The following is a 23,023-nucleotide window of genomic DNA, read 5'->3' as shown; positions in this document are numbered from 1 at the left end:
GTTCCGCTTGTCGATGCGTGAATCGCAAATGTTACAACCTGTAAGACTATTTTACTTTTGCAACCAATCTTCAGCTGCATTTGCCCGGCACTTCATCGCTCAATCCCAGCGGACACGGGCCTAACAACCCTTATCGGGCGGGATCAAAAAACAGGACTGTCTCTCCCAAGACGGGCGGTCTGACAAAAGAAACGTTCCAAGACGGTAGGTTATGAAAACTAAATTTGTTGTTGTTTGCGCCCTTGTCGGCGCGATGAGTTCGTTTGGCCTGAATCCAGCACTGAGTGCCCCTTCAACTGAACCGACCAACCTCGCAGCTCTCCTCAAGGCACGCCAGCAGAACAAGTCTGCGGAGGCGGAAAAACCAACCACAACGCCTAAGAAGGCATCGGTTGTCACCCGCCGTGCGGCACCGGCCACCAAGGGGTCCACAGGCAAGCGTGCGCAGTCGAAAGACACGACTGCCCGTAGCGCCAAGGGTGGCAGCACCTACTCCAACATCATTAACCGTTACGCATCGACCTATGGTGTGCCTTCCGCGCTGGCACATGCGGTTGTGCGTCACGAAAGCAATTTCCAGCCGAACGTGCGCGGCAAGGCCGGTGAAATCGGCCTGATGCAGATCAAGCTCTCGACCGCACGCGGCCTCGGTTATACGGGTTCCGCCAAGGGCCTTTACGAGCCATCCACGAACATCCAGTTCGGCATGAAATACCTTGCAATGGCACAGAAGCTCGGCGGTGGAAGCACCTGCGGCACGATCCTGAAGTACAATGCCGGTCACGGCGCAACGCGCATGAACCCGACTTCCGCAAAGTATTGCAGCTCGGTCAAGGCCTATATACGCGCGCTCTGATGTGAACGCAGATTTACGTCGGCGGTCGCGTAGAGTACAGGCCGTCCGATGTGAACGGAGAGCCGACAGTGGAGACACTGTCGGCTTTTCTGTTTCCGCTGAGTTGAGATTTTTTCCGGAATCCGGTTTCGCTATTCCGTTATCGTTGCTATATGCGCGCTGTCAGTCGGTCGGGCAGCCGCGCCTGTCATGTGCCGAAAGGCGGCAGGTGAGGAAAGTCCGGGCTCCATGGAAACACGATGCCGGGTAACGCCCGGCGGGGGCGACCCCAGGGAAAGTGCCACAGAAAGCAGACCGCCCCGTCTTCCGTACCGTTGCGTGATGAAACGGCAGGGATGACGGGGTAAGGGTGAAAGGGTGGGGTAAGAGCCCACCGCGTCTGCAGCAATGCAGACGGCACGGTAAACCCCATCGGGAGCAAAACCGAATAGGGACGGCGCGCTGGTTCGCAAGGGCTGGCAATCGGTTTCCGGATCAGCCGTCCGGGTGGGTTGCACGAGGCGGGTGGCGACATCCGTCCCAGATGAATGGCTGCCACGTCGGGCGAAAGTCCGGCCATACAGAACCCGGCTTACAGACCGACTGACAATTTTTCTCACAAGACTGTTTCGACATTCGAACGCAAGAAACGGATGGTTGCGTTGCGGTCGGAACTCTAATTGGGACCTCCACGAAATCATGGAGGCTCAATATGTCCAGCTTGAAAGACAAGGTCGCAATCATCACCGGCGCATCGTCGGGTATAGGACGCGCCACTGCATTACTTTTTGCCAGAGAGGGCGCAGCCATTGTGCTGAATGCTCGTGGGCTTGCCGGTCTCGAACGTGTTGCGGAGGAGATCGCGGCGTTTGGCGGAAAGGCGCATTGTGTTGCTGGCGATGTTTCTGAAGCTGAAACCCATGAGGCACTTGCTGCGGCAGCGAAGGATAAATTCGGTGGGCTTGATATAGCAGTCAACAATGCTGGCACGGTGGGTTCTATTGCGCCGCTTGCCGAAATCGCGCCCGATGATTGGGCGGGGGTGCTGGCAGGTAATCTGACCTCGGCGTTTCTGGGAGCGAGATCACAAATCCCGCTGATGCTTGAAAGGGGTGGGGGCTCGATTGTCTTCACCTCGACATTTGTCGGCACCAGCGTCGGCATTCCCGGCATGTCGGTTTACGGAACCTCGAAGGCAGCCCTCATGGGGATGGTGAAGGGCATAACCGCAGACTACGGCGCTCGCGGCATCCGGGCAAATGCGCTTTTGCCGGGTGGTGTCGATACGCCGATGGGCGGAGATGAGAAACAGAAGGAATGGGCGGCTGGCCTGCATGCGATGAAACGGATCGCCCAGCCCGAAGAAATCGCACAGGCGGCGCTGTTTCTGGCAGGCCCGATGTCGAGTTTTGTCGCTGGTTCGGCGCTTTATGCTGATGGCGGCAATGCGGCGGTGAAGTAAAAGAATGGGCGGCTTCGAGATGTGAAGTCGCCCATTCGAAAAGCCTCGGGAGGGGCTTAAATTGGTACGCCGGACAGGAAATCGTAGATCAGCTTCATATTCAGCACGACGATGATTGCAGCGGTGATAGCGGCAAGCAAGGTCACCCAGCGCGGCGCGACCAGCGATCCCATTTTCTTTTTCTCGGCGGTGAATATGACGAGCGGAATGACGGCAAAGGGTAGCTGAAGGCTCAACACGACCTGAGACAGGATCAGAAGCTCGGTTGTCCCTCGGGAACCGTATATGATTGTTACGACGGCAGCCGGAACAATGGCCACAAAGCGGGTGATCGCACGGCGCAGCCACGGCTTCAGTCGAATATCGATGAAGCCTTCCATGACGATTTGTCCGGCCATGGTCGCAGTGATGGTCGAGTTCAGACCGCAGCACAGAAGCGCAATGGCGAAGAGCGTTGGCGCGAGGGCTGATCCCAGAAGCGGGTTGAGAAGGGCGTGCGCCTTGTCCAGTTCTTCGACACCGGTATTGCCGGTGGCGTTGAAGCTTGCCGCAGCCAGGATCAGGATCGATGCATTGACCAGAAGCGCGAAAGTCAGGGCAATCGTGGAATCCCACGTCGCAAAGCGAATAGCCTCGCGCTTTTCAGCGGTCGTATGGCCGTAATCGCGTGTCTGGATGATGCCGGAATGCAGATAGAGGTTATGCGGCATGACTGTGGCGCCGATGATACCGAGAGCAATATAGAGCATGTCCGGATTGCGGATAATCTCGGTCGTTGGCGCAAATCCCTTTATGACCGCCCCCCATTGCGGCTGCGCCATCAGAATCTGGATGAGGAAGCAGAGCGCGATCACGCCCAGAAGGGTGATGATGAGCGCCTCAATGCGGCGGAATCCCTTGTTCTGGAGATAAAGAACCAGAAGCACATCGGCAGCAGTGATGATAACGCCGATTTCAAGCGGAATGCCGAAGAGGAGGTTGAGGCCGATGGCTGTGCCGATGACTTCCGCCAGATCGGTGGCGCAGATCGCAAGTTCGGCCAGAAGCCAGAGCGGCCAGGCTAGAAAACGCGGATATGCATCGCGACAGGCCTGCGCCAGATCGCGGCCCGTGGCGACGGCGAGGCGCGCGCAGAGCGCCTGCAGGAGAACCGCCATGATATTGGAGAGCAGGACGACGGATAGCAATGTGTAGCCGAAGCGGGAACCACCAGCGAGCGAGGTGGCCCAATTGCCGGGGTCCATATAGCCAACTGCTACCAGATAGCCTGGTCCGAAAAATGATAATGCGCGGCGGAACTTCGAACTGGAACGATTGACTCTGATGGAGCGATGAACATCGGACATGGATGCTTCGCCACGATCTCGCCGCCAGCCTTCAAATGTAACTTCACCAGCGCCGGAGGGGCCTGCTCCATGGGGTGCCATAATGTATGCCTTGGGTGTTTATGCAGTTGCAAACTATTTGCATTAAATATGCCAATGATGGGAATGCGTCAACAGGGGGAGGGGCATCACAAATCATAAGCTCGTGATGTATTGTGTGTGGAGTGAAGCCAGCGCCTGCTTTCGACGCCAGCCAGCGCTGACGTTGTTTAAAAAATCTCTGATGAAAATTCTGATAATAGGAGGGCTCTGCAGCGGACCTGACCCAAAGGATAACGCTTCATTAAGCTTAATATCCGATAACTGACGAACGAATCCGCCATGTCGACAAGTTGACGGCAAATGGCCGGAATCCGCAAGCAGATATCACAGCATGTCTCCCAAAAATGGGAACCGATTTTGGGGCAAGGACATGTGCGAAAACAAACGATTAAAGCGCCACACGCTTTAGATAACGGGCTGCGTACCCGGGAAAGGATCGGAATGATGGCAAGCCTCGGCGGAGACAATTCTCAAGCCGAAGGGGCTGAAGTCCGTCACGTTCCGGTGCTGATCGCCGAAGTGATCGACGCCCTGAAGCCTGTACCTGGCGCAGTGATTGTCGATGGGACATTCGGTGCCGGTGGTTATACGCGCCGCATACTGGAAAGGGGCGCGGACGTGATCGCGATTGACCGCGATCCGACTGCAATCGAAGCCGGGCGGGTGATGGAAAAGCAATTTCCGGGCAGGCTCGATCTGGTCGAGTCCCGGTTCTCCGTTCTTGACGAGGCAGTCTCGAAGGTTAAGGGAACGGGCAGCAAGGTGGACGGCGTTGTGCTCGATATTGGCGTATCGTCGATGCAGATCGATGAGGCCGAGCGCGGCTTTTCCTTCCAGAAGGATGGTCCGCTCGACATGCGCATGTCGAAAAAAGGACCAAGCGCTGCCGATGTGGTGAACCGCCTCAAGACCGGTGATCTTGCCCGCATCTTCAATTTTCTTGGCGAGGAACGCCACGCAGGCCGCATCGCACGCATGATCGACAAGCGCCGGACCGCGCAGCCTTTCACGCGCACGCTCGATCTTGCCAACGCCATCGAAACGCTTGTGGGTCGTAATCCGAAAGTACCTATTCATCCGGCGACGCGGGTGTTTCAGGCGCTGCGCGTCTATGTGAATGACGAACTGGGCGAACTGGCGCGTGCGCTACTTGCGGCCGAACGCATCCTGAAGCCAGGCGGTCGGTTGGTTGTCGTGACTTTCCATTCGCTCGAGGACCGCATGGTGAAGCGCTATTTCGCGGACCGTGCGGGTGGCAGTGCGGGGTCGCGCCATCTACCGGAAACGCATGTGCGTCTGCCGAGCTTTACACCCGCGGTTAAGGGCGCTGTCGGCCCGACCGCAGAGGAAGAAGAACGAAATCCGCGCGCGCGCTCGGCGAAGCTGCGCGCAGGCATCAGGACGGAAAATCCGCCACTGGAAGACGATCTATCCCTTTTCGGACTGCCCAAACTGCCCGAGACGAACGAACTGGCCCGGAGTTAAACGAGTGCTGCGTACTTTCGACATCATCATGATAGCGGCGATGCTGGTGGCGGCGACCGTCACCTACACGATCAAATATGACGCGGAAAAGCAGATCGCGGTCATCGCCAAGCTGAAGCGACAGATCGACTCCGAAAAGGACACGATCACGCTCCTGCGCGCTGACTGGGCTTTGATGACTCAGCCTGGCCGCCTGCAAAGCCTCGTTGGTGTCTACGAAAAGGAACTCAACCTCCAGCCGATCGAAGCCGAACAGCTTGTGCTGGGCGTCAGCGAAATTCCGGAACGCCCGGTTGATGATATCCAGAAGATCATCTCCGGCAGCGACGAACTGCTTGCAAGCGGCGTGCTTGAAAAGGATGCCATCACGACCGGCAGCGTCAAGAAAAGCGGGGCGAGGCACTGATCATGCGGCTGAGACTTTTCAGAAAAAAGAATATGCAGGCAGGTGACGGTGTTGAGCCGGTTGGCGAAGAAAAGCTGGCCGGCAACATGGCGTTTGTCGGCTCGCGCAAGAAGCATGGCAATCGCGCGCGCAATCGCCTCTGGATGGCTATCGCCTGCTTTGTCGGCATCTATGGTGTGATGGGCGGCAAGCTTATCTATTTCGGTGTCATCGGCGGCGAAAACGAAGATAATGCAGGCCCGGCGGTTCACCAGTTGGCATCGCGGCCGGATATCCTCGACCGCAACGGCGAAATTCTCGCGACCGATATCAAGACTGCTTCGCTTTATGCAGAGCCACGCAAGATTGTCGATCCCGACGAAACCATCGAAATGCTGTCGACGGTGCTGCCCGATCTCGATTGGGAAGCGACATATAAGCGTCTGAAAAGCGGTGCCGGTTTCGTCTGGGTCAAGCGTGGGCTGACCCCGAGACAGCAGAGCCAGATCATGGCGCTCGGCGTGCCGGGCATCGGCTTCCGTACGGAAAAGCGCCGTTTCTATCCGGGCGGCCCAACCGCTTCGCACATCCTCGGTCTCGTCAATGTCGACAATCAGGGCATTGCGGGCATGGAGAAATATATTGACAGCCAGGGGCTGACCGACCTGCGCTCTGTCGGCCTTGCGACCGGCCAGTCGCTGGAGCCGGTGCGCCTGTCGATCGATATTCGCGTGCAGCACATCATGCGCGACGTGCTGGTCAAGGCCATGGAACGCTACCGGGCGATTGCTGCCGGTGCGGTGGTGCTGAACGTCAAGACTGGCGAAGTGATTGCCATGGCATCGGTGCCGGATTTTGATCCGAACAATCCGGTCCATGCGTTGGACAAGGACCGCCTGAACCGCATGTCGGCAGGCACCTATGAAATGGGTTCGACCATCAAGAGCTTCACCACGGCGATGGCGCTCGATTCAGGTAAGTTCAACCTGCAGTCGAAACTCGATGCCAGCCGTCCGCTGGTATTCGGTCGCCAGACGATCCGCGACTTCCACGGCAAGGGCCGCTGGCTGACGCTGCCGGAAGTCTTCATCTTCTCGTCCAATATCGGTTCGGGTCGCGAAGCGGATGCTGTCGGCATCGAAGGTCATCGCGCATTTCTGAAGAAGATCGGCCTTCTCGACCGCATGCAGACGGAGTTGCCGGAAGTGGCGCGTCCCGTCGAGCCGCGCGTGTGGAAGAAGGTCCATTCGATGACCATTTCGTTCGGTCATGGCATGATGACGACACCGCTGCAGACGGCGGTTGGTGCTGCCGCGCTGATGAATGGCGGCAAGCTGATGGAGCCGACTTTCCTGATGCGATCGCAGGCTCAGGCCGATCAGGTGGCCAAGCAGGTCATTCATCCACAGGTTTCTGCGGATATGCGCTACCTCTACCGTCTCAATGCAACCGCCCAGGGCGGCTCCGGCAAGCGGGCCACGGTTCCGGGCTATCGCGTCGGCGGCAAGACCGGCACGGCGGAAAAGGTCGTGCATGGCCGCTACTCGAAGGACGTGCGCTTCAACGCATTTCTGGCGTCATTTCCGATGGATGATCCGACCTATGTCGTCCTGACCATCATTGACGAACCGAAGCCGGAAGAAGGCAAGTTCAGCGCAACCGCTGGTCTTAATGCAGCACCGATGGTTTCGGAGATCATCCGCCGGTCTGCTTCGTTCCTCGGTGTGAAACCCGATTTCCAACTCGAAGCCCAGCCAGCAATGGTTAGCAATTTAAGCGGCAGGCCTGATTTTCAACAGGAAGTGCCGCCAGCAATGGTTTCCAACGAATACGACTGATTCGCATAAAGCAGCCTTTGCAGCGAAACGCGCACAACTGAATCTGGATTTGGTATGACCATGAAACTGAAGGAAATCGCTCTCTTTAAGGAACTGGCCTCCGGCAATGCCGGTGAGGTGGAGATCACCGGCGTTACGTCGGACTCCCGCAAGGTCGAACGCGGTTTTCTTTTCGCAGCGCTAAAGGGCGTGAAAGCGGACGGTGCGGCTTTTGTCGCCGATGCTGTCAAGCGCGGCGCAAGCGCCATTATCGCAGGCAAGGATACGGCTGTCGCTGATGCAGGTGTGCCGGTTCTTCATGTCGATGATCCCCGCCTTGCATTGGCAGTTGCTGCGGCGCAGTTCTATGGCAAGCAGCCACAAGTTATGGTTGCCGTTACAGGTACCAGCGGCAAGACTTCCGTTGCGTCCTTTACCCGGCAGATCTGGGCCTATGCCGGTTTTCCTGCGGCGAATATCGGCACGACCGGCGTATTCTCGCCGACCCGCAGTGACTATAATTCGCTGACCACACCCGATCCGGTGGAACTGCATCGTGTACTGGCAGAACTTGCCGATGAAGGTGTGACTCATGCGGCTATGGAAGCCTCATCGCATGGCCTTGACCAGCGCCGTCTGGACGGCGTCAGGCTCGCTGCCGGTGCCTTCACCAATCTCGGTCGCGACCATATGGATTATCACGCGACCATCGAAGAATATCTTGGTGCGAAGATGCGCCTCTTCAATACGTTGCTGCCGAAGGGCGCGCCAGCCATCATCTTCTCCGACGATCATTTCTCGGCGCAGGCCATCGAAGCGGCAACGCTTGCCGGATGCGACGTGAAAACGGTTGGCCGGAAAGGCAATTTCATTGCGCTCAAGCGCGTGGAACACGAGCGTTTCCGCCAGCATGTCGAAGTGCGCATCGGCGACGAGATTTTTGAGATCGAACTGCCGCTCGCCGGAGATTTTCAGGTCGCAAATGCGCTGGTTGCCGCCGGGCTTGCCATGGTTACGGGCGTTCCGGCAGCAGCTGCAATGCGTGCCTTGGCGCTCCTGAAAGGCGCACCGGGACGACTCGATCTCGTCGGCGCGACGGAAGATGGCGCCCCGGCCTATGTCGATTACGCCCATAAGCCCGAGGCACTGGAAAATGTTCTGACTTCCGTGCGCCCGTTTACGACGGGCCGGGTGATCGTGGTTTTCGGTTGCGGTGGCGACCGCGACAAGGGCAAGCGTCCGATCATGGGCGAGATCGCCTCGCGACTGGCGGATGTGGCGATCGTCACGGACGACAATCCGCGTTCGGAGGTTCCAGCCCAAATTCGCTCCGAAATCATGGCGGCAGCGCCGGGTGCGACCGAAATCGGTGATCGTCGTGAAGCGATCTTCACCGCCGTGTCCATGATGCAGCCGGGTGATACACTGGTCGTTGCAGGCAAGGGGCACGAAGAAGGGCAGATTGTCGGCAATATTACCCTGCCGTTCTCGGATCATGCGGAAGTTGCTGCAGCACTTGCTGCCCGCCTTGAGGAGCGCTCGGAATGAGTGACTGGCTCTGGACGTCCAACGATATGGTTGAAGCCATGGAAGGCAGGCCCTTCGGCAACCTTCCTGCTGGTATAACCGGTATCTCCATTGATAGCCGCTCGCTGAAACCCGGCGAGGCATTTTTCGCGATCAAGGGCGAACAATTCGACGGGCATGACTTCGTAACCTCTGCCATGGCCGCCGGTGCGGGTCTTCTTGTGGTGGCCGAGCATCGTCTGCCCGCATTCGGCAATTCAAAAGTGCCGATGATCGTCGTTGAGGATGTGCTTGAGGCCCTGACCAAGCTCGGCATTGCTTCGCGGGCGCGCTCGAAGGCACAGATCATTGCGGTGACGGGTTCCGTCGGCAAGACGACGACCAAGGAAGCCTTGCGTCATGTGCTTTCGGAAGTTGGCAAGGTTCATGCCTCAGTGGCGTCGTTCAACAATCATTGGGGTGTGCCGCTGACGCTTGCACGCATGCCAGCTGATACCGATTACGGTGTCTTCGAAATTGGCATGAACCACCACGATGAAATTCGTCCGCTGGTGAAGATGGTGCGTCCGCATGTGGCGCTGATTACGCTGATCGCACCCGCACATCTCGGTCATTTCGCCAATCTGGAAGAAATTGCTGTCGCCAAGGCGGAAATTTTTGAAGGCATTGTTCCGGGTGGCTATGCGCTTCTCAATCGGGACGACAAACGCTTCAAGCAACTGGAAGAACTGGCCGAAAAGGCCGGTGTCGAACACATTGCCACATTCGGGGAAAATGCCCGTTCCGACTACCGCCTGCGCGAAGTGAAGCTTCATCCTACCTGCTCGTGCATGACGGTGAAGATCGGCACGCATGAAGCTGCGGTCAAGGTTGGCATGCCGGGCCGTCATATCGTGCAGAATATGCTTGCTGTTCTCGGTGCCGCTGATCTGGTCGGGGCTGATATTGCCAAGGTGATGATGGCCATGGCGACGCTTTCCGCCGAAGGTGGTCGCGGCGCACGCCATGTGCTTCAGCATCCCGAGGGAACGTTCACGCTGATTGACGAAAGCTACAACGCGAACCCGACCTCGATGCGCGCAGCCCTGTCGCTGCTGCATTCGACAACACCGGAAGGCTCGCGTGGCCGTCGCATTGCTGTTTTGGGGGACATGCTGGAGCTTGGCCGCCAGTCGGGCAAACTTCATGCCGATCTGGCGCGCCCGATTGTGGATGCCGAAGTGAATGCGCTTTTTATCGGTGGACCGGACATGTCGGCACTTAAAAATGCCTTGCCGGTTGAAATTCAGACCGAGTACAGGCAAAGCACCGACGAATTGTTGCCTCTGGTGATCAAGGCGGTCCGTCCGGGCGATGTCATCATGGTGAAATCGTCGAAGGGGATCGGCTTTTCCAAAATAGTCAAGGCTCTGATCCGCCAGTTTCCGCCGGTGGAACCCGCGGAGTAAGCGGTATTTGAGGGATTTTTCTCTACATGTTGATGCTTCTCACCTTCTTCGCCGAACATATGACACCGCTCAATGTGTTCCGCTACATTACCTTCCGCACCGGAGGCGCGATGATTACATCGGCGCTGATCGTGTTCCTGTTCGGCCCGTCGATCATCAATTCGCTGCGGGTGCGTCAGGGGAAGGGCCAGCCGATCCGTGCTGACGGTCCGCAGACCCACTTCAAGAAGGCCGGTACGCCCACCATGGGCGGCCTCATGATCATGACCGGCATTCTTGTGTCGTGCCTGCTCTGGGCCAATCTGGCCAGCGTCTATGTCTGGGTTGTTCTGCTGGTTACGATAGGTTTCGGCGCCATCGGCTTCTATGACGATTATCTCAAGGTGACGAAGCAGTCCGACAAGGGTTTTTCCGGCAAGGCGCGTCTTGGCATCGAATTCCTGATCGCCGCTATTGCCGCTTTCGTCATCATGCGGGCAGGGCAGGAGCCGTTCTCCTCTTCACTGACATTCCCGTTTGCCAAGCAGTTCGTCGTCAATCTGAGCTGGTTCTTCATTCCGTTTGCCGCCTTCGTCATGGTCGGCGCAGGCAATGCCGTAAACCTGACCGATGGTCTCGACGGGCTTGCAATCGTGCCGGTCATGGTGGCTGCAGCCTCCTTCGGCTTCATCGCCTATCTTTCCGGTAATGCGATCTTCGCCGACTATTTGCAGATCCATTTCGTGCCAGGCACAGGTGAACTTGCCGTGGTTCTCGGCGCTGTTATCGGCGCGGGACTTGGCTTCCTATGGTTCAACGCGCCTCCCGCGGCTATCTTCATGGGCGATACAGGTTCGCTGGCGCTGGGCGGTATGCTGGGCACGGTTGCAGTTGCGACGAAGCATGAAATTGTTCTCGCGATCATCGGCGGCCTGTTTGTCGTCGAAGCGCTCTCCGTCATCATTCAGGTTGGCTCCTTCAAGCTGACCGGCAAGCGCGTCTTCCTCATGGCGCCTATCCACCACCATTTCGAAAAGAAGGGCTGGACCGAGAGCCAGGTCGTGATCCGGTTCTGGATCGTTGCGATCATTCTCGCGATGATCGGTCTTTCCACCTTGAAGCTCAGATAACAGGCATATCGAATGATCCCGATCACCGCCCTCAAGGATAAGACAGTCGCCCTTTTCGGACTGGGCGGGTCGGGCATTGCGACCGCCAAGGCCATTCTTGCGGGCGGCGCAAAGATCATTGCCTGGGATGACAATCCAGACAGCGTTGCCCGTGCCCAGAGCGCGGGTATTGCCACAGGTGATCTACGGCAGGCCGACTGGTCGCAGTTCGCGGCCTTCGTGCTTTCGCCGGGCGTCCCGCTGACCCATCCAAAGCCGCACTGGACTGTCGATCTGGCGCATGCCGCAGATGTCGAAATCATCGGCGATGTGGAGCTGTTCGTCCGCGAGCGCAATCATATTGCTCCCGACTGCCCGTTCATCGCCATTACCGGCACCAATGGCAAATCGACGACGACTGCTTTGATCGCCCATATCATCAAGGCCTCTGGCCGGGATATGCAACTGGGCGGCAATATCGGCACGGCAATCCTGACGCTGGAGCCGCCGCAGGCAGATCGCTTTTATGTGGTCGAGTGTTCTTCCTATCAGATTGATCTCGCGCCCTCGCTGAACCCGACGGCGGGCATCCTGCTGAATCTGACGCCGGATCATCTCGACCGTCATGGTTCGATGGAAAATTACGCCGCGATCAAGGAACGTCTGGTGGTGGCGAGCGATACGGCAATTGTCGGCGTTGACGATCATTATTGCGAAGCCATTGCAGACCGGCTCTATCGTGACGGCGTAAATGTCGTGCGGATTTCCAAGGAAAAGCGCCTCGGCAAAGGTTATTTTGCTGACGGCGCAAAGCTGCTCTGGTCGCAGGATGGCGAAATCGATGAAATCGCTTCGCTGGAAGGCATCGGTTCGCTGCGTGGCGCGCACAATGCGCAGAACGCGCTGGCGGCTATAGTTGCCTGTCTGTCGGTGGGCTTAAGCCTTGAAGAGATACATGCCGGATTGAAGAGTTTCCCTGGTCTGGCTCATCGCATGGAGCAGGTCGGGCATCGCGGGAAAGTCTTGTTCGTCAACGATTCCAAGGCGACCAATGCGGAAGCAACAGCTCCTGCTTTGTCGTCCTTCCCGCAAAACATCTACTGGATTGCAGGCGGTGTGCCGAAAGCTGGCGGAATTGCGTCGCTGGCAGAGTTCTTCCCGCGGATTGCCAAGGCCTATCTGATTGGTGAAGCCGCAGCACAGTTTGCGGCAACGCTCGGCGATGCAGCGCCGTTTGAGATTTCCGACACGCTTGCGGTCGCCGTCGAACACGCGGCTCACGATGCCGGTAACGATGCTGCTCCCGAGCCAGTCGTGCTATTGTCACCCGCCTGCGCGAGCTTCGACCAGTTCCAGAATTTTGAAAAACGTGGCGATGCATTCCGCAGCGCTGTTCTGGCGCTTCCGGGTGTTGAGCCTATAGGAGGAAAAAGCTGATGGTAAGCCGTGTCGATCGCGGTCCTGTCGCCAATTGGTGGTGGACAATAGACCGCTTCTTCCTCGCTGCATGTCTGGCCCTGATGGGGCTTGGCATTCTGCTGTCATTCGCCGCAAGTCCTGCCGTGGCCCAGCGTATTGGCCTCGACGGGTTCCATTTCGTAGAACGCCAGATTTTCTTCATGGTTCCGGCAGTTGGTGTCATGATCGGCGTTTCGTTTCTCTCGCCGCGTCAGATCAGGCGATTTGCATTGATCCTGCTTGGTATTTCACTCGTGCTGATGGTTGCCGCACTGTTTTTCGGCATCGAGGTGAAGGGTGCGCGGCGCTGGGTCAATCTGGCGGGCATCTCCATCCAGCCGTCGGAATTCATGAAGCCCGCGTTTGTGGTGGTTTGCGCCTGGCTGTTCTCAGAGCGGGAACGCGGTGGCGAAATGCCCGGCAATTTTCTAGCCATGCTGCTTTTCGGCACTGTTGCCGCTCTGCTCGTTCTCCAGCCTGACCTTGGCCAGACCATGCTGACCACAGGTACGTGGGGTGCCATGTTCTTCCTCGCCGGCCTGCCGATGTTCTGGATTCTGGTCCTGGGTGGTCTTGCTGTTTGCGGTGGTGTTTCAGCCTATTTTGTGTTCGATCACGTTTCGGGGCGCGTCAATCGCTTCCTGACCGGCGAGGGCGACACGTTTCAGGTTGATGCCGGTCGTGAAGCGATCCTGCGCGGCGGCTGGTTCGGACAAGGTCCGGGCGAAGGCACTATTAAGCGCATCATCCCGGACAGCCATACCGATTTCATTTTCTCGGTTGCGGCGGAAGAATACGGCATCATTCTGTGCATGATCATCATGCTGCTTTTCGCATTCATCGTTGTGCGCGGTCTTTCGATTGCGCTGCGCGAGCGTGATCCGTTCACCCGTCTGGCCGTCTCGGGGATTGTCATTCTGTTCGGCTTCCAGTCGATCATCAACATGGCCGTGAACCTGCATCTCATGCCTGCAAAGGGCATGACCCTGCCGTTCATTTCCTATGGCGGTTCCTCGCTCATCGCCATCGCCATCACGATGGGTATTCTTCTGGCTCTGACGCGCCGCCGTCCAGAAGCCCGGATGACCCATACGGTCGGTAGCGGTGTCGATATGGGCAAACGCATTCCTGCGCTGTGAGGAGCCGATGGTAAAAGGCGTAATCGTACTGGCCGCCGGTGGAACGGGCGGCCATCTCTTTCCGGCGGAAGCGCTGGCGCATGAATTGAAGACACGTGGTTGGGACGTCCATCTGGCGACTGATGCGCGCGCGCAGCGTTTCGCGGGTGCCTTCGCGGAAGACCATGTTCATGTCATTCGTTCGGCAACAATTGCGGGCCGGAATCCGATAGCGCTCCTGAAGACGTTCTGGTCGCTGTGGCAGGGCAATCTCGATTCCCGTAAATTATTCCGCCGGCTGAAGCCCAAACTCGTCGCGGGCTTTGGTGGCTATCCGACGCTGCCGCCGCTTTATGCCGCGAGCAACATGAATATCCCGACGATGGTGCACGAGCAGAATGCCGTCATGGGCCGCGCCAATAAAGGGCTTGCAGGTCGCGTGAAAGCAATTGCTGGTGGTTTCCTGCCCGAAACCGGCGGGGCCTATGCTAAAAAGACGGTCACGACCGGCAATCCGGTGCGTCCTCCAGTTCTGGCCGCAGCTGAGACTTCTTACAAGCCGGTCAAGGCGGATGAACGGTTTCGCCTGCTGGTCTTTGGCGGCAGCCAGGGCGCGCAGTTCTTTTCGACAGCCATTCCCGCTGCCGTGGCCTTGCTGCCAGAGAAAGACCGGGCGCGGTTGCTGATTACCCAACAGGCGCGCAAGGAAGACGAAGCCGCCGTGCGGGAAGCTTATAAGAAACTTGGTGTTCCCGCTGATGTTGCGCCGTTTTTCAACGATATGCCAGCACGCATGGCGGATGCCCAGTTTGTGATTTCGCGTTCCGGTGCCTCGACTGTTTCCGAGATCACGGTGATCGGTCGCCCGGCGATGCTGGTGCCGTTTCCGCATGCGCTCGATCATGACCAGGCGGCGAATGCGGCAGCGCTCGCGGCTGTCGGCGGTGGCGAGGTCGTCCGCCAGTCGGAATTGTCGCCCGAACGCTTGGCCACGATACTCCAGACGGCGATGAATGAGCCCGAACGCCTCGAAACACAAGCAAAAGCTGCAAAAAGCGTTGGTAGGCCGGATGCAGCGCGGTTGCTTGCTGATCTGGCAGAGGCTATTGCAGCAGGTAAATCTGTTCAGGAATTTAAAGAAGGAACTCGGCCATGAAAATGCCGCTGAATATCGGGCTTGTCCATTTCATCGGAATTGGCGGCATCGGCATGAGCGGTATTGCCGAAGTGCTGCATAATCTTGGCTATCATGTGCAGGGCTCTGACCAGTCCGACAGCGCCAATGTACAGCGCCTGCGTGAAAAAGGCATTGAGGTCTTTGTCGGCCACAAGGCTGAAAACATCGGTGATGCCGAAGTGGTTGTCGTTTCGACTGCAATCAAGAAAAACAATCCCGAGCTGGTTGCGGCACGCGAAAAGCTGCTGCCCATCGTGCGCCGCGCCGAAATGCTGGCCGAGCTGATGCGCTTCCGTCATGCGGTCGCGATTGGCGGCACGCATGGCAAGACCACCACGACGTCGATGGTTGCGGCCTTGCTTGATGCCGGGCACCTCGATCCAACCGTTATCAATGGCGGTATCATCAACGCCTATGGCACCAATGCCCGCATGGGCGACGGTGACTGGATGGTGGTGGAAGCGGATGAAAGCGACGGTACGTTCCTCAAGCTTCCTGCCGATATTGCGGTCGTCACCAATATCGATCCGGAACATCTCGACCATTACGGCAATTTCGATGCAGTGCGTGCGGCTTTCGCGCAGTTTGTCGAGAATGTTCCCTTCTATGGCTTTGGCGTGATGTGCCTCGATCATCCGGAAGTGCAGGCTCTGGTGAGCCGCATCGAAGACCGCCGCATTGTGACTTATGGCCAAAACCCGCAGGCCGATGTGCGTTTTGTCAATCACCGCATGGATGGTGCGGCGAGCCTGTTCGATGTCGTGATCCGCTCCCGCAAGGGCGAGGCGACCGAGATCAAGGATCTGCGTCTGCCGATGCCGGGCCAGCACAACGTATCCAATGCGACGGCGGCAATCGCTGTTGCGCACGAACTGGGTATCTCTGCCGACGATATTCGTCGCGGTCTCGGCTCGTTCGGCGGCGTGAAGCGCCGCTTTACCCATACAGGCACATGGAACGGCGTCGAGATATTCGACGATTACGGCCATCACCCGGTTGAAATCCGCGCCGTGCTGAAAGCCGCGCGTGAAGCCACGAAAGGCCGTGTGGTTGCCATCGTGCAGCCGCACCGTTTCACGCGTCTGGCAAGCCTGTTCGATGAATTCGCGGCATGTTTCAACGATGCCGATACGGTCATCGTGGCGCCGGTCTATACGGCAGGCGAAGACCCGATCGAAGGCGTCAATTCCGAAGCGCTCGTATCGCGCATCAAGACCGCAGGTCATCGCGATGCGCGCTATGCCAGTGGTCCAGAGGCGCTGGCACCATTGGTTGCGTCGATTGCAGAGCCGGGCGACTTCGTGGTCTGCCTCGGCGCAGGCAATATTACGCAGTGGGCATATGCACTGCCGAAGGAACTGGCTGAGCAGGGTAAGAAGTAAGATGGAAAGCGGCGAGACGCTTCTGAAGAAGCTCGACGGCAAACTGTCGGGCCTGCGTGGTCGGCTGACACCCGATGCCGGTATGGACAAGATTACCTGGTTCCGCGCTGGCGGACCGGCACAGGTCCTGTTTCAGCCTGCCGACGAAGAAGACCTCTCCACATTTCTGAAAGCCGTGCCGGAAGAGATACCGATTCTCGTTGTCGGCATCGGCTCCAATCTGCTCGTACGCGATGGCGGTGTTCCCGGCTTCGTCGTGCGGCTTTCTGCAAAAGGCTTCGGCGAAGTTGAACAGGTTTCCGATACGCAGTTGCGGGCCGGGGCGGCGACGCCTGACAAGCGTGTGGCCGCAGCGGCTCTGGAAGCGGGGCTGGCTGGCTTTCATTTCTACCACGGCATACCCGGCGGCATTGGCGGCGCTTTGCGCATGAATGCAGGCGCAAACGGCGTGGAAACACGCGAGCGCGTCGTGGAAGTTCGTGCACTTGATCGAAAGGGCGAGGTGCATGTGCTTTCCAATGCCGATATGGGCTACGCCTATCGTCATTCCTCAGCCTCACCGGATCTGATTTTCACTTCCGTATTGTTCGAAGGCAATCCGGGCGAGCCTGATACAATCAGGCAGGCCATGGACGAGGTGCAGCACCATCGCGAGACGGTGCAACCGGTGCGCGAAAAGACGGGCGGTTCGACCTTCAAGAATCCGGAAGGCACGTCGGCCTGGAAGGAAATCGACAAGGCAGGCTGTCGGGGTTTGCGTGTCGGCGGCGCGCAGATGTCCGAAATGCACTGCAATTTTATGATCAATACAGGCACCGCAACGGGGCATGATTTGGAGACTTTGGGCGAAACGGTACGCGCCAAAGTTTTCGAAAATTCGGGTATTCGCCTTCATTGGGAAATCAAACGTCTTGGTTTGTTCCGCGAGGGTGAGCCGGTTGAAGAGTTTCTTGGAAAATTTTGATAAAAAAGTTGCCCGGATTTTCTACCTGATATTCCGGGCTTTTTTGCCTTCACAAGCGACGCGTAAGGTTCGTCCCTTCCTATAGGGTCTTGTCACGGAATCAATCCTCTGATTCTTTAGGGTTAACCACACAGTGATTTGATTCGGCAGGATTTTCCTGCCGCGGGTGCCTGCGGCCTGTGCTGCTGGGTTGCTCGGATTCTGTTTAATTGATGCGCAGGGGATTGCGCAGAGGGGATGCTAACATGACGGGAAAGCACGTTGCCGTTTTGATGGGCGGTTTCTCTTCGGAGCGTCCGGTCAGTTTGTCCTCCGGAACGGCTTGCGCTGCGACCCTTGAAGAGTGCGGCTATCGCGTGACGCGTGTTGATGTGGACCGCAATGTTGCCAGCGTTCTTGCCGAACTGAAGCCTGACGTTGCGTTTAATGCGCTGCATGGTCCTTTCGGTGAAGATGGTGCTATTCAGGGTGTTCTCGAATATCTCCAGATTCCCTACACCCATTCGGGCGTGCTCGCTTCGGCACTTGCCATGGACAAGGATCGCGCCAAGAAGGTTGCGGCTGCTGCTGGCGTTGCTGTTGCTCCCTCGCTTCTGCTCAACCGTTTTGAAATCGGTACAGAGCATCCGATGGAGCCACCTTACGTGGTCAAGCCGGTCCGTGAAGGCTCGAGCTTTGGTGTTGTGATCGTTAAGGAGGATCAGGCGCATCCTCCGCAAATCATCAGTTCGGCTGAGTGGAATTACGGTGCCGAGGTGCTGGTCGAACAATACATTCCCGGTCGGGAATTGACCTGCGCTGTGATGGGTGATCGCGTCATGGACGTGTGCGAGATCATTCCGGTAGGGCATCAGTTCTACGACTATGATTCAAAATATGTTGCAGGCGCGTCTTCTCACGTGTGTCCGGCAAAAATTTTACCAAATATTTACCAAAAAATACAAACAATGGCCCTTACGGCGCATCGGGCAATCGGGTGTCGGGGCGTAAGCCGGTCAGACTTCCGTTTCGATGATCGTTTCTCTGAAGATGGCGAAGTTATCTGGCTGGAAATCAATACCCAGCCGGGGATGACTCCTACCTCGCTCGTGCCTGATATCGCCAAAGCTGCTGGTATCTCTTTCGGTGAATTGTTGAGTTGGATGGTGGAGGACGCGTCTTGTTTGCGTTGAACGGAAAATCGGACGGATATGGGCGCTCGGGCCCGATGCGGGATGCATCGGGAGCGATGGGTGCCGCTTTTGTCCTGCCGCGCTTCCTGCGCAAGCCGTTCCGCTTTGCCGTCCGCCTTTTCCAGGGCAATGTTAATATTCCGCGCCATGCCGGCACTGTCGGCATGCTGGGTTTCCTCGGTGCTACCGGCCTTTATGGCATGGCGGTTGGCGGTCACACGCCGGAGGTGGTCAAGGCGACTGCTTCCACGCTCGGTTTTGCAATCGAGGATGTAAAGGTCGTTGGAAACAACGAGACCTCCGATATTGATGTTCTGGGCCAGCTTGATCTCGACGGCGAGACGTCTCTTGTCGGGTTGAGTGCAGAAGAAGCGCGCCAGTCCATCGACAAGCTGCCTTGGGTTGAAAGCGCAGAAGTTCGCAAGGTTTATCCCGGCACCGTTCTTGTTTCGCTGCATGAACGCAAGGCGTTCGCCATTTGGCAGAACGACAAGGACCTGTCGCTGATCGACGCCGCTGGCGACACGATCGTTCCGTTCCGTTCCGGCCGTTACAATTCGCTGCCGCTCGTCGTGGGTGAAGGCGCGGAAAAGAAGGTCAAAGGGTTCGTCGACGAGATTGCTGCCTATCCCGGTCTGGCCGGAAAGGTTCGCGCCTATATCCGCGTTGGCGACCGACGCTGGGATCTGCTTCTCGATAATGGCGTGCGCATCATGCTGCCGGAAACCGATCCGCTGAAGGCATTGGCGCAGGTCGAAAAGCTCGATCAGGACCAGCATCTTCTGTCGCGCGATATCGCTGCGGTCGATCTTCGTCTCGATGATCGTGTGACGGTCCAATTGACGGCAACTGGCATGGAGCAGCGCCAGAAGTTTCTGGCAGAGCGTAAAAAAGAACTATCCCGCACGGGGAAGCGCGTATGAGTATTCTGGGCGGCAAGGGATCATCACAAGGCGGAACTGCAGGGCGCAAAGTGCGCCTGTTAACGGTTCTGGATGTCGGATCGAGCAAGGTTTCCTGCGTCATCGCACGGTTGCGTCCGCATGAAGGCGGCGCACTGCTGCCAGGTCGCACGCATCGTATGGAAGTGCTGGGCATAGGCCATCAGCGTTCGCGCGGCGTCAAGTCCGGCGTCATCATCGATCTGGATGCGGCTGAGCAGTCGATTCGTCTTGCGGTTGATGCAGCAGAACGCATGGCTGGCCTTACCGTCGATAGCCTGATCGTCAATATTTCAGCCGGTCGCCTCAAGAGCGAAACCTTCACGGCAAGCGTCAATCTGGGCGGCCATGAAGTCGAGCAGACTGATATTCGCCGCGTTCTGGCCGCTGGTGCCAAGCAGGCGCTCGCAGCCGAGCGTCACCTCGTTCATTCGCTCCCTGTCGGTTATACGCTCGACGGTGAACGTGGTATTCGCGATCCTCTCGGAATGCTGGGCGACAGCCTTGGCGTCGACATGCATGTGCTGACTGCCGATGCGGCGCCGTTGCGCAATCTGGAACTTTGCATCAATCGCTGCCACCTGTCGGTGGAAGCCATCGTAGCGACGCCTTATGCCAGCGGTCTTGCAGCTCTGGTCGGCGACGAGGCTGAAATGGGTGCGGCCTGCATCGATATGGGCGGCGGCACGACGACGATTTCCGTCTTCTCCGAAGGCAAGTTCATTCACGCCGATGCAGTAGCCATCGGCGGCAATCACGTGACGATGGACGTGGCTCGCGGCTTCTCCACCCGGATGGAAGATGCCGAGCGCCTGAAGGTCATGTACGGCTCCGCTCTGCCGAGCGCGGCCGATGACCGCGATCTCATCTCAGTGCCGCCCATCGGCGACGATGAGCGTGATGTACCCAATCAATATCCGCGCTCGGTGCTGACGCGGATTATCCGTGCAAGAGTGGAAGAGACGCTGGAACTGGTGCGCGACAGGCTCAACCAGTCAGGTCTTGGACATATTGTCGGCAAGCGTGTGGTTCTGACCGGCGGCGCAAGCCAGCTGCCAGGTATGCCAGAGGCGGCCCGGCGAATCCTTGCAAGAAATGTACGAATCGGGCGTCCTCTAGGAATAGCGGGATTGCCTGAGGCGGCTAAGGGGGCAGCTTTTGCCGCGACCGTTGGACTTCTGATTTACCCGCAGGTGGCCGGGATAGAAGAGCGGTCGGTGAAAGCGGCTTCCTCCGGTCTCATGACCGGTACGGGTGGGCGCATTCAACGTGTCAGCCAATGGCTGAAAGAGAGTTTCTGAGTAGCAAGTGTTGTGTAAGCTTTTGAAATAGCGTGTTGAATTATTGGGGCGTGACCATCTGGGTAACAACCAATCCACACCGCGGCGGCGAAGCGGTGGTAAGGCTTAAGAGGAACAAGGACCTATGACTATCAATCTGCAAAAGCCGGATATCACCGAGCTGAAGCCCCGCATCACCGTATTCGGTGTCGGCGGCGGCGGCGGCAATGCGGTCAACAACATGATCAATGCCGGTCTGCGCGGCGTGGATTTTGTCGTAGCCAACACCGACGCTCAGGCTTTGACGATGTCGAAGTCCGAACGCATGATCCAGCTTGGCGCTGCTGTCACAGAAGGCCTTGGTGCTGGTTCCCAGCCAGAGGTTGGCCGCGCGGCTGCTGAAGAATGCATCGACGAAATCGTCGATCACCTGAACGGCACGCATATGTGCTTCGTGACTGCCGGCATGGGCGGTGGTACCGGTACGGGTGCAGCTCCGGTCGTGGCGCGCGCTGCCCGTGAACGCGGCATTCTCACCGTTGGCGTCGTGACCAAGCCTTTCCATTTCGAAGGCGCCCGCCGCATGAAGACTGCCGATCTTGGCATTGAAGAACTGCAGAAGAATGTCGATACGCTTATCGTCATTCCGAACCAGAACCTCTTCCGCATCGCCAACGACAAGACCACCTTCGCCGATGCTTTCGCAATGGCTGACCAGGTGCTCTATTCGGGCGTTGCCTGCATCACAGACCTGATGGTCAAGGAAGGCCTCATCAATCTCGACTTCGCCGACGTTCGTTCGGTGATGCGCGAAATGGGCAAGGCCATGATGGGTACGGGCGAAGCTTCCGGCGAAGGCCGTGCAATGGCTGCTGCCGAAGCTGCAATCGCCAACCCGCTGCTCGACGAGACCTCGATGCGCGGCGCAAAGGGCCTCCTGATCTCGATCACCGGTGGTCGCGACATGACCCTGTTCGAAGTTGACGAAGCTGCGACGCGTATTCGTGAAGAAGTCGATCCAGATGCGAACATCATCCTTGGCGCAACCTTCGACGAAGGCCTCGAAGGCGTCATCCGCGTTTCTGTCGTCGCTACCGGTATCGATAAGCAGTTAGGAGACGCGGCGCCTGCGCCGCTGGAATTTCGCCAGCCGGTAAAGCAGACGGCACAGGCGAAGCCGATGGCTCCACATGGCGCACTTCGTCCTCCGGTCGTTGAACAGCCGCGTCAGGTCGATCCGATTGCCCAGGCAATCCAGTCTGCCGAAGCTGAAATTCCAGCCGCACCGGCAGCTCCTGCCGCTTCTGCTGAGCCGGAATTCCGCCCGCAGAGCCGCATTTTCCAGGCTCCGGCACCGGAATCCTTTGAACGCGCTCCGGTTGCCCGTGCACCGATGCCGCAGGCCCCGGCAGGTCATCAGGCAGCACAGCCACAGGCCTACCAGCAGCCGCAGATGCACGAACAGCCGGTTCGTGAACCGCGTCCTGCTCCGCGCATGCCTGCCGTTTCGGATTTCCCGCCGGTTGCACAGGCTGAAATCAATGCCCGTCGCGCTCCGCAGCAGCCTGCACAGGAAGAACCACGCGGCCCGATGAGCCTTCTGAAGCGCCTGACCCATGGTCTTTCGCGTCGTGAGGAAGATCAGCCAGCGGCTCGTCTGGAACCGGCTCAGCATCGTGAACCTGGCATGCGCCCGGCTGAACGTCGCGCTCCGCAGCAGGACTCGTCGATCTACGCACCGCGTCGCGGCCAGCTTGACGATCAAGGCCGCCCGCAGCCGCGTGCGGCTTCGGAAGAAGATCAGCTCGAAATCCCGGCCTTCCTGCGCCGTCAGTCGAACTGAGCCATTTCGGTTAGTGAATAGGAAAACCGCGGGTAACTCCCGCGGTTTTTCGTTTCAGTAAACAAAATCGAAACATTCGTAAGAAAGCGTGATTTTGTTCAAGTCACGCAAATTATTATTTTAATTGAAACGGGGTATGGTTGGGGCAGCACATGTTTGTGAACCCTGTGTATTTCCGGTCGCAATTTTAGCTATATCTATCCATATAGACGCA

At 57.9% G+C, this 23,023-nt stretch carries 18 protein-coding genes and 1 other RNA gene; 18 read left to right on the top strand and 1 reads right to left on the bottom strand.

What is annotated here, in order from left to right; translation table 11 throughout:
* Nucleotides 1-211: 211 nt before the first annotated feature.
* The 3 genes from MKS82_RS15950 (at nucleotide 212) to MKS82_RS15940 (ending at nucleotide 2,297) form a co-directional block, all read left to right on the top strand.
* A complete protein-coding gene (locus tag MKS82_RS15950; protein ID WP_109989763.1) occupies nucleotides 212-856 on the top strand; it encodes a lytic transglycosylase domain-containing protein in 645 nt (214 codons plus the stop codon).
* 162 nt (nucleotides 857-1,018) lie between these two features.
* Nucleotides 1,019-1,446, top strand: an RNA gene (gene rnpB, locus MKS82_RS15945) — RNase P RNA component class A.
* A gap of 101 nt (nucleotides 1,447-1,547) precedes the next feature.
* Nucleotides 1,548-2,297, top strand: coding sequence for an SDR family oxidoreductase (locus tag MKS82_RS15940; RefSeq protein WP_109989764.1), 750 nt, complete (start codon nucleotides 1,548-1,550; stop codon nucleotides 2,295-2,297).
* Nucleotides 2,298-2,353: 56 nt separating this feature from the next.
* Here MKS82_RS15940 and MKS82_RS15935 read toward each other — a convergent pair whose 3' ends face one another.
* The gene (locus tag MKS82_RS15935) at nucleotides 2,354-3,724 is read right to left on the bottom strand and encodes an Nramp family divalent metal transporter (protein ID WP_109989765.1); all 1,371 of its coding nucleotides are present in this window, start codon (nucleotides 3,722-3,724) and stop codon (nucleotides 2,354-2,356) included.
* A gap of 441 nt (nucleotides 3,725-4,165) precedes the next feature.
* Between MKS82_RS15935 and rsmH the strand changes: the two genes are divergently transcribed.
* From rsmH to ftsZ, 15 genes are all read left to right on the top strand, one after another.
* Nucleotides 4,166-5,209, top strand: a complete 1,044-nt coding sequence (gene rsmH / locus MKS82_RS15930) for a 16S rRNA (cytosine(1402)-N(4))-methyltransferase RsmH (protein ID WP_181394349.1) — start codon at nucleotides 4,166-4,168, stop codon at nucleotides 5,207-5,209.
* A 4-nt stretch (nucleotides 5,210-5,213) separates the two neighbouring features.
* Nucleotides 5,214-5,615, top strand: a complete 402-nt coding sequence (gene ftsL / locus MKS82_RS15925) for a cell division protein FtsL (RefSeq protein WP_109989767.1) — start codon at nucleotides 5,214-5,216, stop codon at nucleotides 5,613-5,615.
* 2 nt (nucleotides 5,616-5,617) lie between these two features.
* On the top strand, nucleotides 5,618-7,432 hold the full coding sequence (locus tag MKS82_RS15920; RefSeq protein WP_109989768.1) for a peptidoglycan D,D-transpeptidase FtsI family protein: 1,815 nt from the start codon (nucleotides 5,618-5,620) through the stop codon (nucleotides 7,430-7,432).
* A 54-nt stretch (nucleotides 7,433-7,486) separates the two neighbouring features.
* Nucleotides 7,487-8,959, top strand: coding sequence for a UDP-N-acetylmuramoyl-L-alanyl-D-glutamate--2,6-diaminopimelate ligase (locus tag MKS82_RS15915; RefSeq protein WP_109989769.1), 1,473 nt, complete (start codon nucleotides 7,487-7,489; stop codon nucleotides 8,957-8,959).
* Nucleotides 8,956-10,386 (top strand): UDP-N-acetylmuramoylalanyl-D-glutamyl-2,6-diaminopimelate--D-alanyl-D-alanine ligase, encoded by a 1,431-nt coding sequence (locus MKS82_RS15910; protein ID WP_109989770.1) that lies wholly within the window; start codon nucleotides 8,956-8,958, stop codon nucleotides 10,384-10,386. The genes MKS82_RS15915 and MKS82_RS15910 overlap by 4 nt, the downstream gene beginning before the upstream one ends.
* A 26-nt stretch (nucleotides 10,387-10,412) precedes the next feature.
* Nucleotides 10,413-11,495: a phospho-N-acetylmuramoyl-pentapeptide-transferase gene (gene mraY / locus MKS82_RS15905; RefSeq protein WP_061346004.1), complete on the top strand. Its 1,083-nt coding sequence runs from the start codon at nucleotides 10,413-10,415 to the stop codon at nucleotides 11,493-11,495.
* Between the two features lie 12 nt (nucleotides 11,496-11,507).
* The gene (gene murD, locus MKS82_RS15900; protein ID WP_109989771.1) at nucleotides 11,508-12,911 is read left to right on the top strand and encodes a UDP-N-acetylmuramoyl-L-alanine--D-glutamate ligase; all 1,404 of its coding nucleotides are present in this window, start codon (nucleotides 11,508-11,510) and stop codon (nucleotides 12,909-12,911) included.
* Nucleotides 12,911-14,071: a putative lipid II flippase FtsW gene (gene ftsW / locus MKS82_RS15895; RefSeq protein WP_109989772.1), complete on the top strand. Its 1,161-nt coding sequence runs from the start codon at nucleotides 12,911-12,913 to the stop codon at nucleotides 14,069-14,071. Before murD ends, ftsW begins: the two co-directional genes overlap by 1 nt.
* Nucleotides 14,072-14,078: 7 nt before the next feature.
* On the top strand, nucleotides 14,079-15,206 hold the full coding sequence (gene murG, locus MKS82_RS15890; RefSeq protein ID WP_109989773.1) for an undecaprenyldiphospho-muramoylpentapeptide beta-N-acetylglucosaminyltransferase: 1,128 nt from the start codon (nucleotides 14,079-14,081) through the stop codon (nucleotides 15,204-15,206).
* Nucleotides 15,203-16,609 (top strand): UDP-N-acetylmuramate--L-alanine ligase, encoded by a 1,407-nt coding sequence (gene murC, locus MKS82_RS15885; protein WP_109989774.1) that lies wholly within the window; start codon nucleotides 15,203-15,205, stop codon nucleotides 16,607-16,609. The genes murG and murC overlap by 4 nt, the downstream gene beginning before the upstream one ends.
* Nucleotide 16,610: 1 nt before the next feature.
* A complete protein-coding gene (gene murB, locus MKS82_RS15880) occupies nucleotides 16,611-17,573 on the top strand; it encodes a UDP-N-acetylmuramate dehydrogenase (protein ID WP_109989775.1) in 963 nt (320 codons plus the stop codon).
* Between the two features lie 245 nt (nucleotides 17,574-17,818).
* Nucleotides 17,819-18,745, top strand: a complete 927-nt coding sequence (locus MKS82_RS15875; RefSeq protein ID WP_109989776.1) for a D-alanine--D-alanine ligase — start codon at nucleotides 17,819-17,821, stop codon at nucleotides 18,743-18,745.
* On the top strand, nucleotides 18,733-19,668 hold the full coding sequence (locus MKS82_RS15870) for a cell division protein FtsQ/DivIB (RefSeq protein WP_109989777.1): 936 nt from the start codon (nucleotides 18,733-18,735) through the stop codon (nucleotides 19,666-19,668). Before MKS82_RS15875 ends, MKS82_RS15870 begins: the two co-directional genes overlap by 13 nt.
* Nucleotides 19,665-20,987 carry a cell division protein FtsA gene (gene ftsA, locus MKS82_RS15865; protein ID WP_010659734.1) on the top strand — a complete coding sequence of 441 codons (1,323 nt, stop codon included), beginning with the start codon at nucleotides 19,665-19,667 and terminating at the stop codon, nucleotides 20,985-20,987. The genes MKS82_RS15870 and ftsA overlap by 4 nt, the downstream gene beginning before the upstream one ends.
* A gap of 124 nt (nucleotides 20,988-21,111) precedes the next feature.
* Entirely contained in the window at nucleotides 21,112-22,809 is a 1,698-nt protein-coding gene (ftsZ, locus tag MKS82_RS15860; protein WP_012091754.1) for a cell division protein FtsZ, read from the top strand.
* The last annotated feature ends 214 nt before the right edge of the window (nucleotides 22,810-23,023 follow it).

It is taken from the genome of Ochrobactrum sp. A-1, assembly GCF_022488005.1.
GTDB lineage: Bacteria > Pseudomonadota > Alphaproteobacteria > Rhizobiales > Rhizobiaceae > Brucella.
This window is presented reverse-complemented; position numbering and strand designations above follow the sequence as displayed.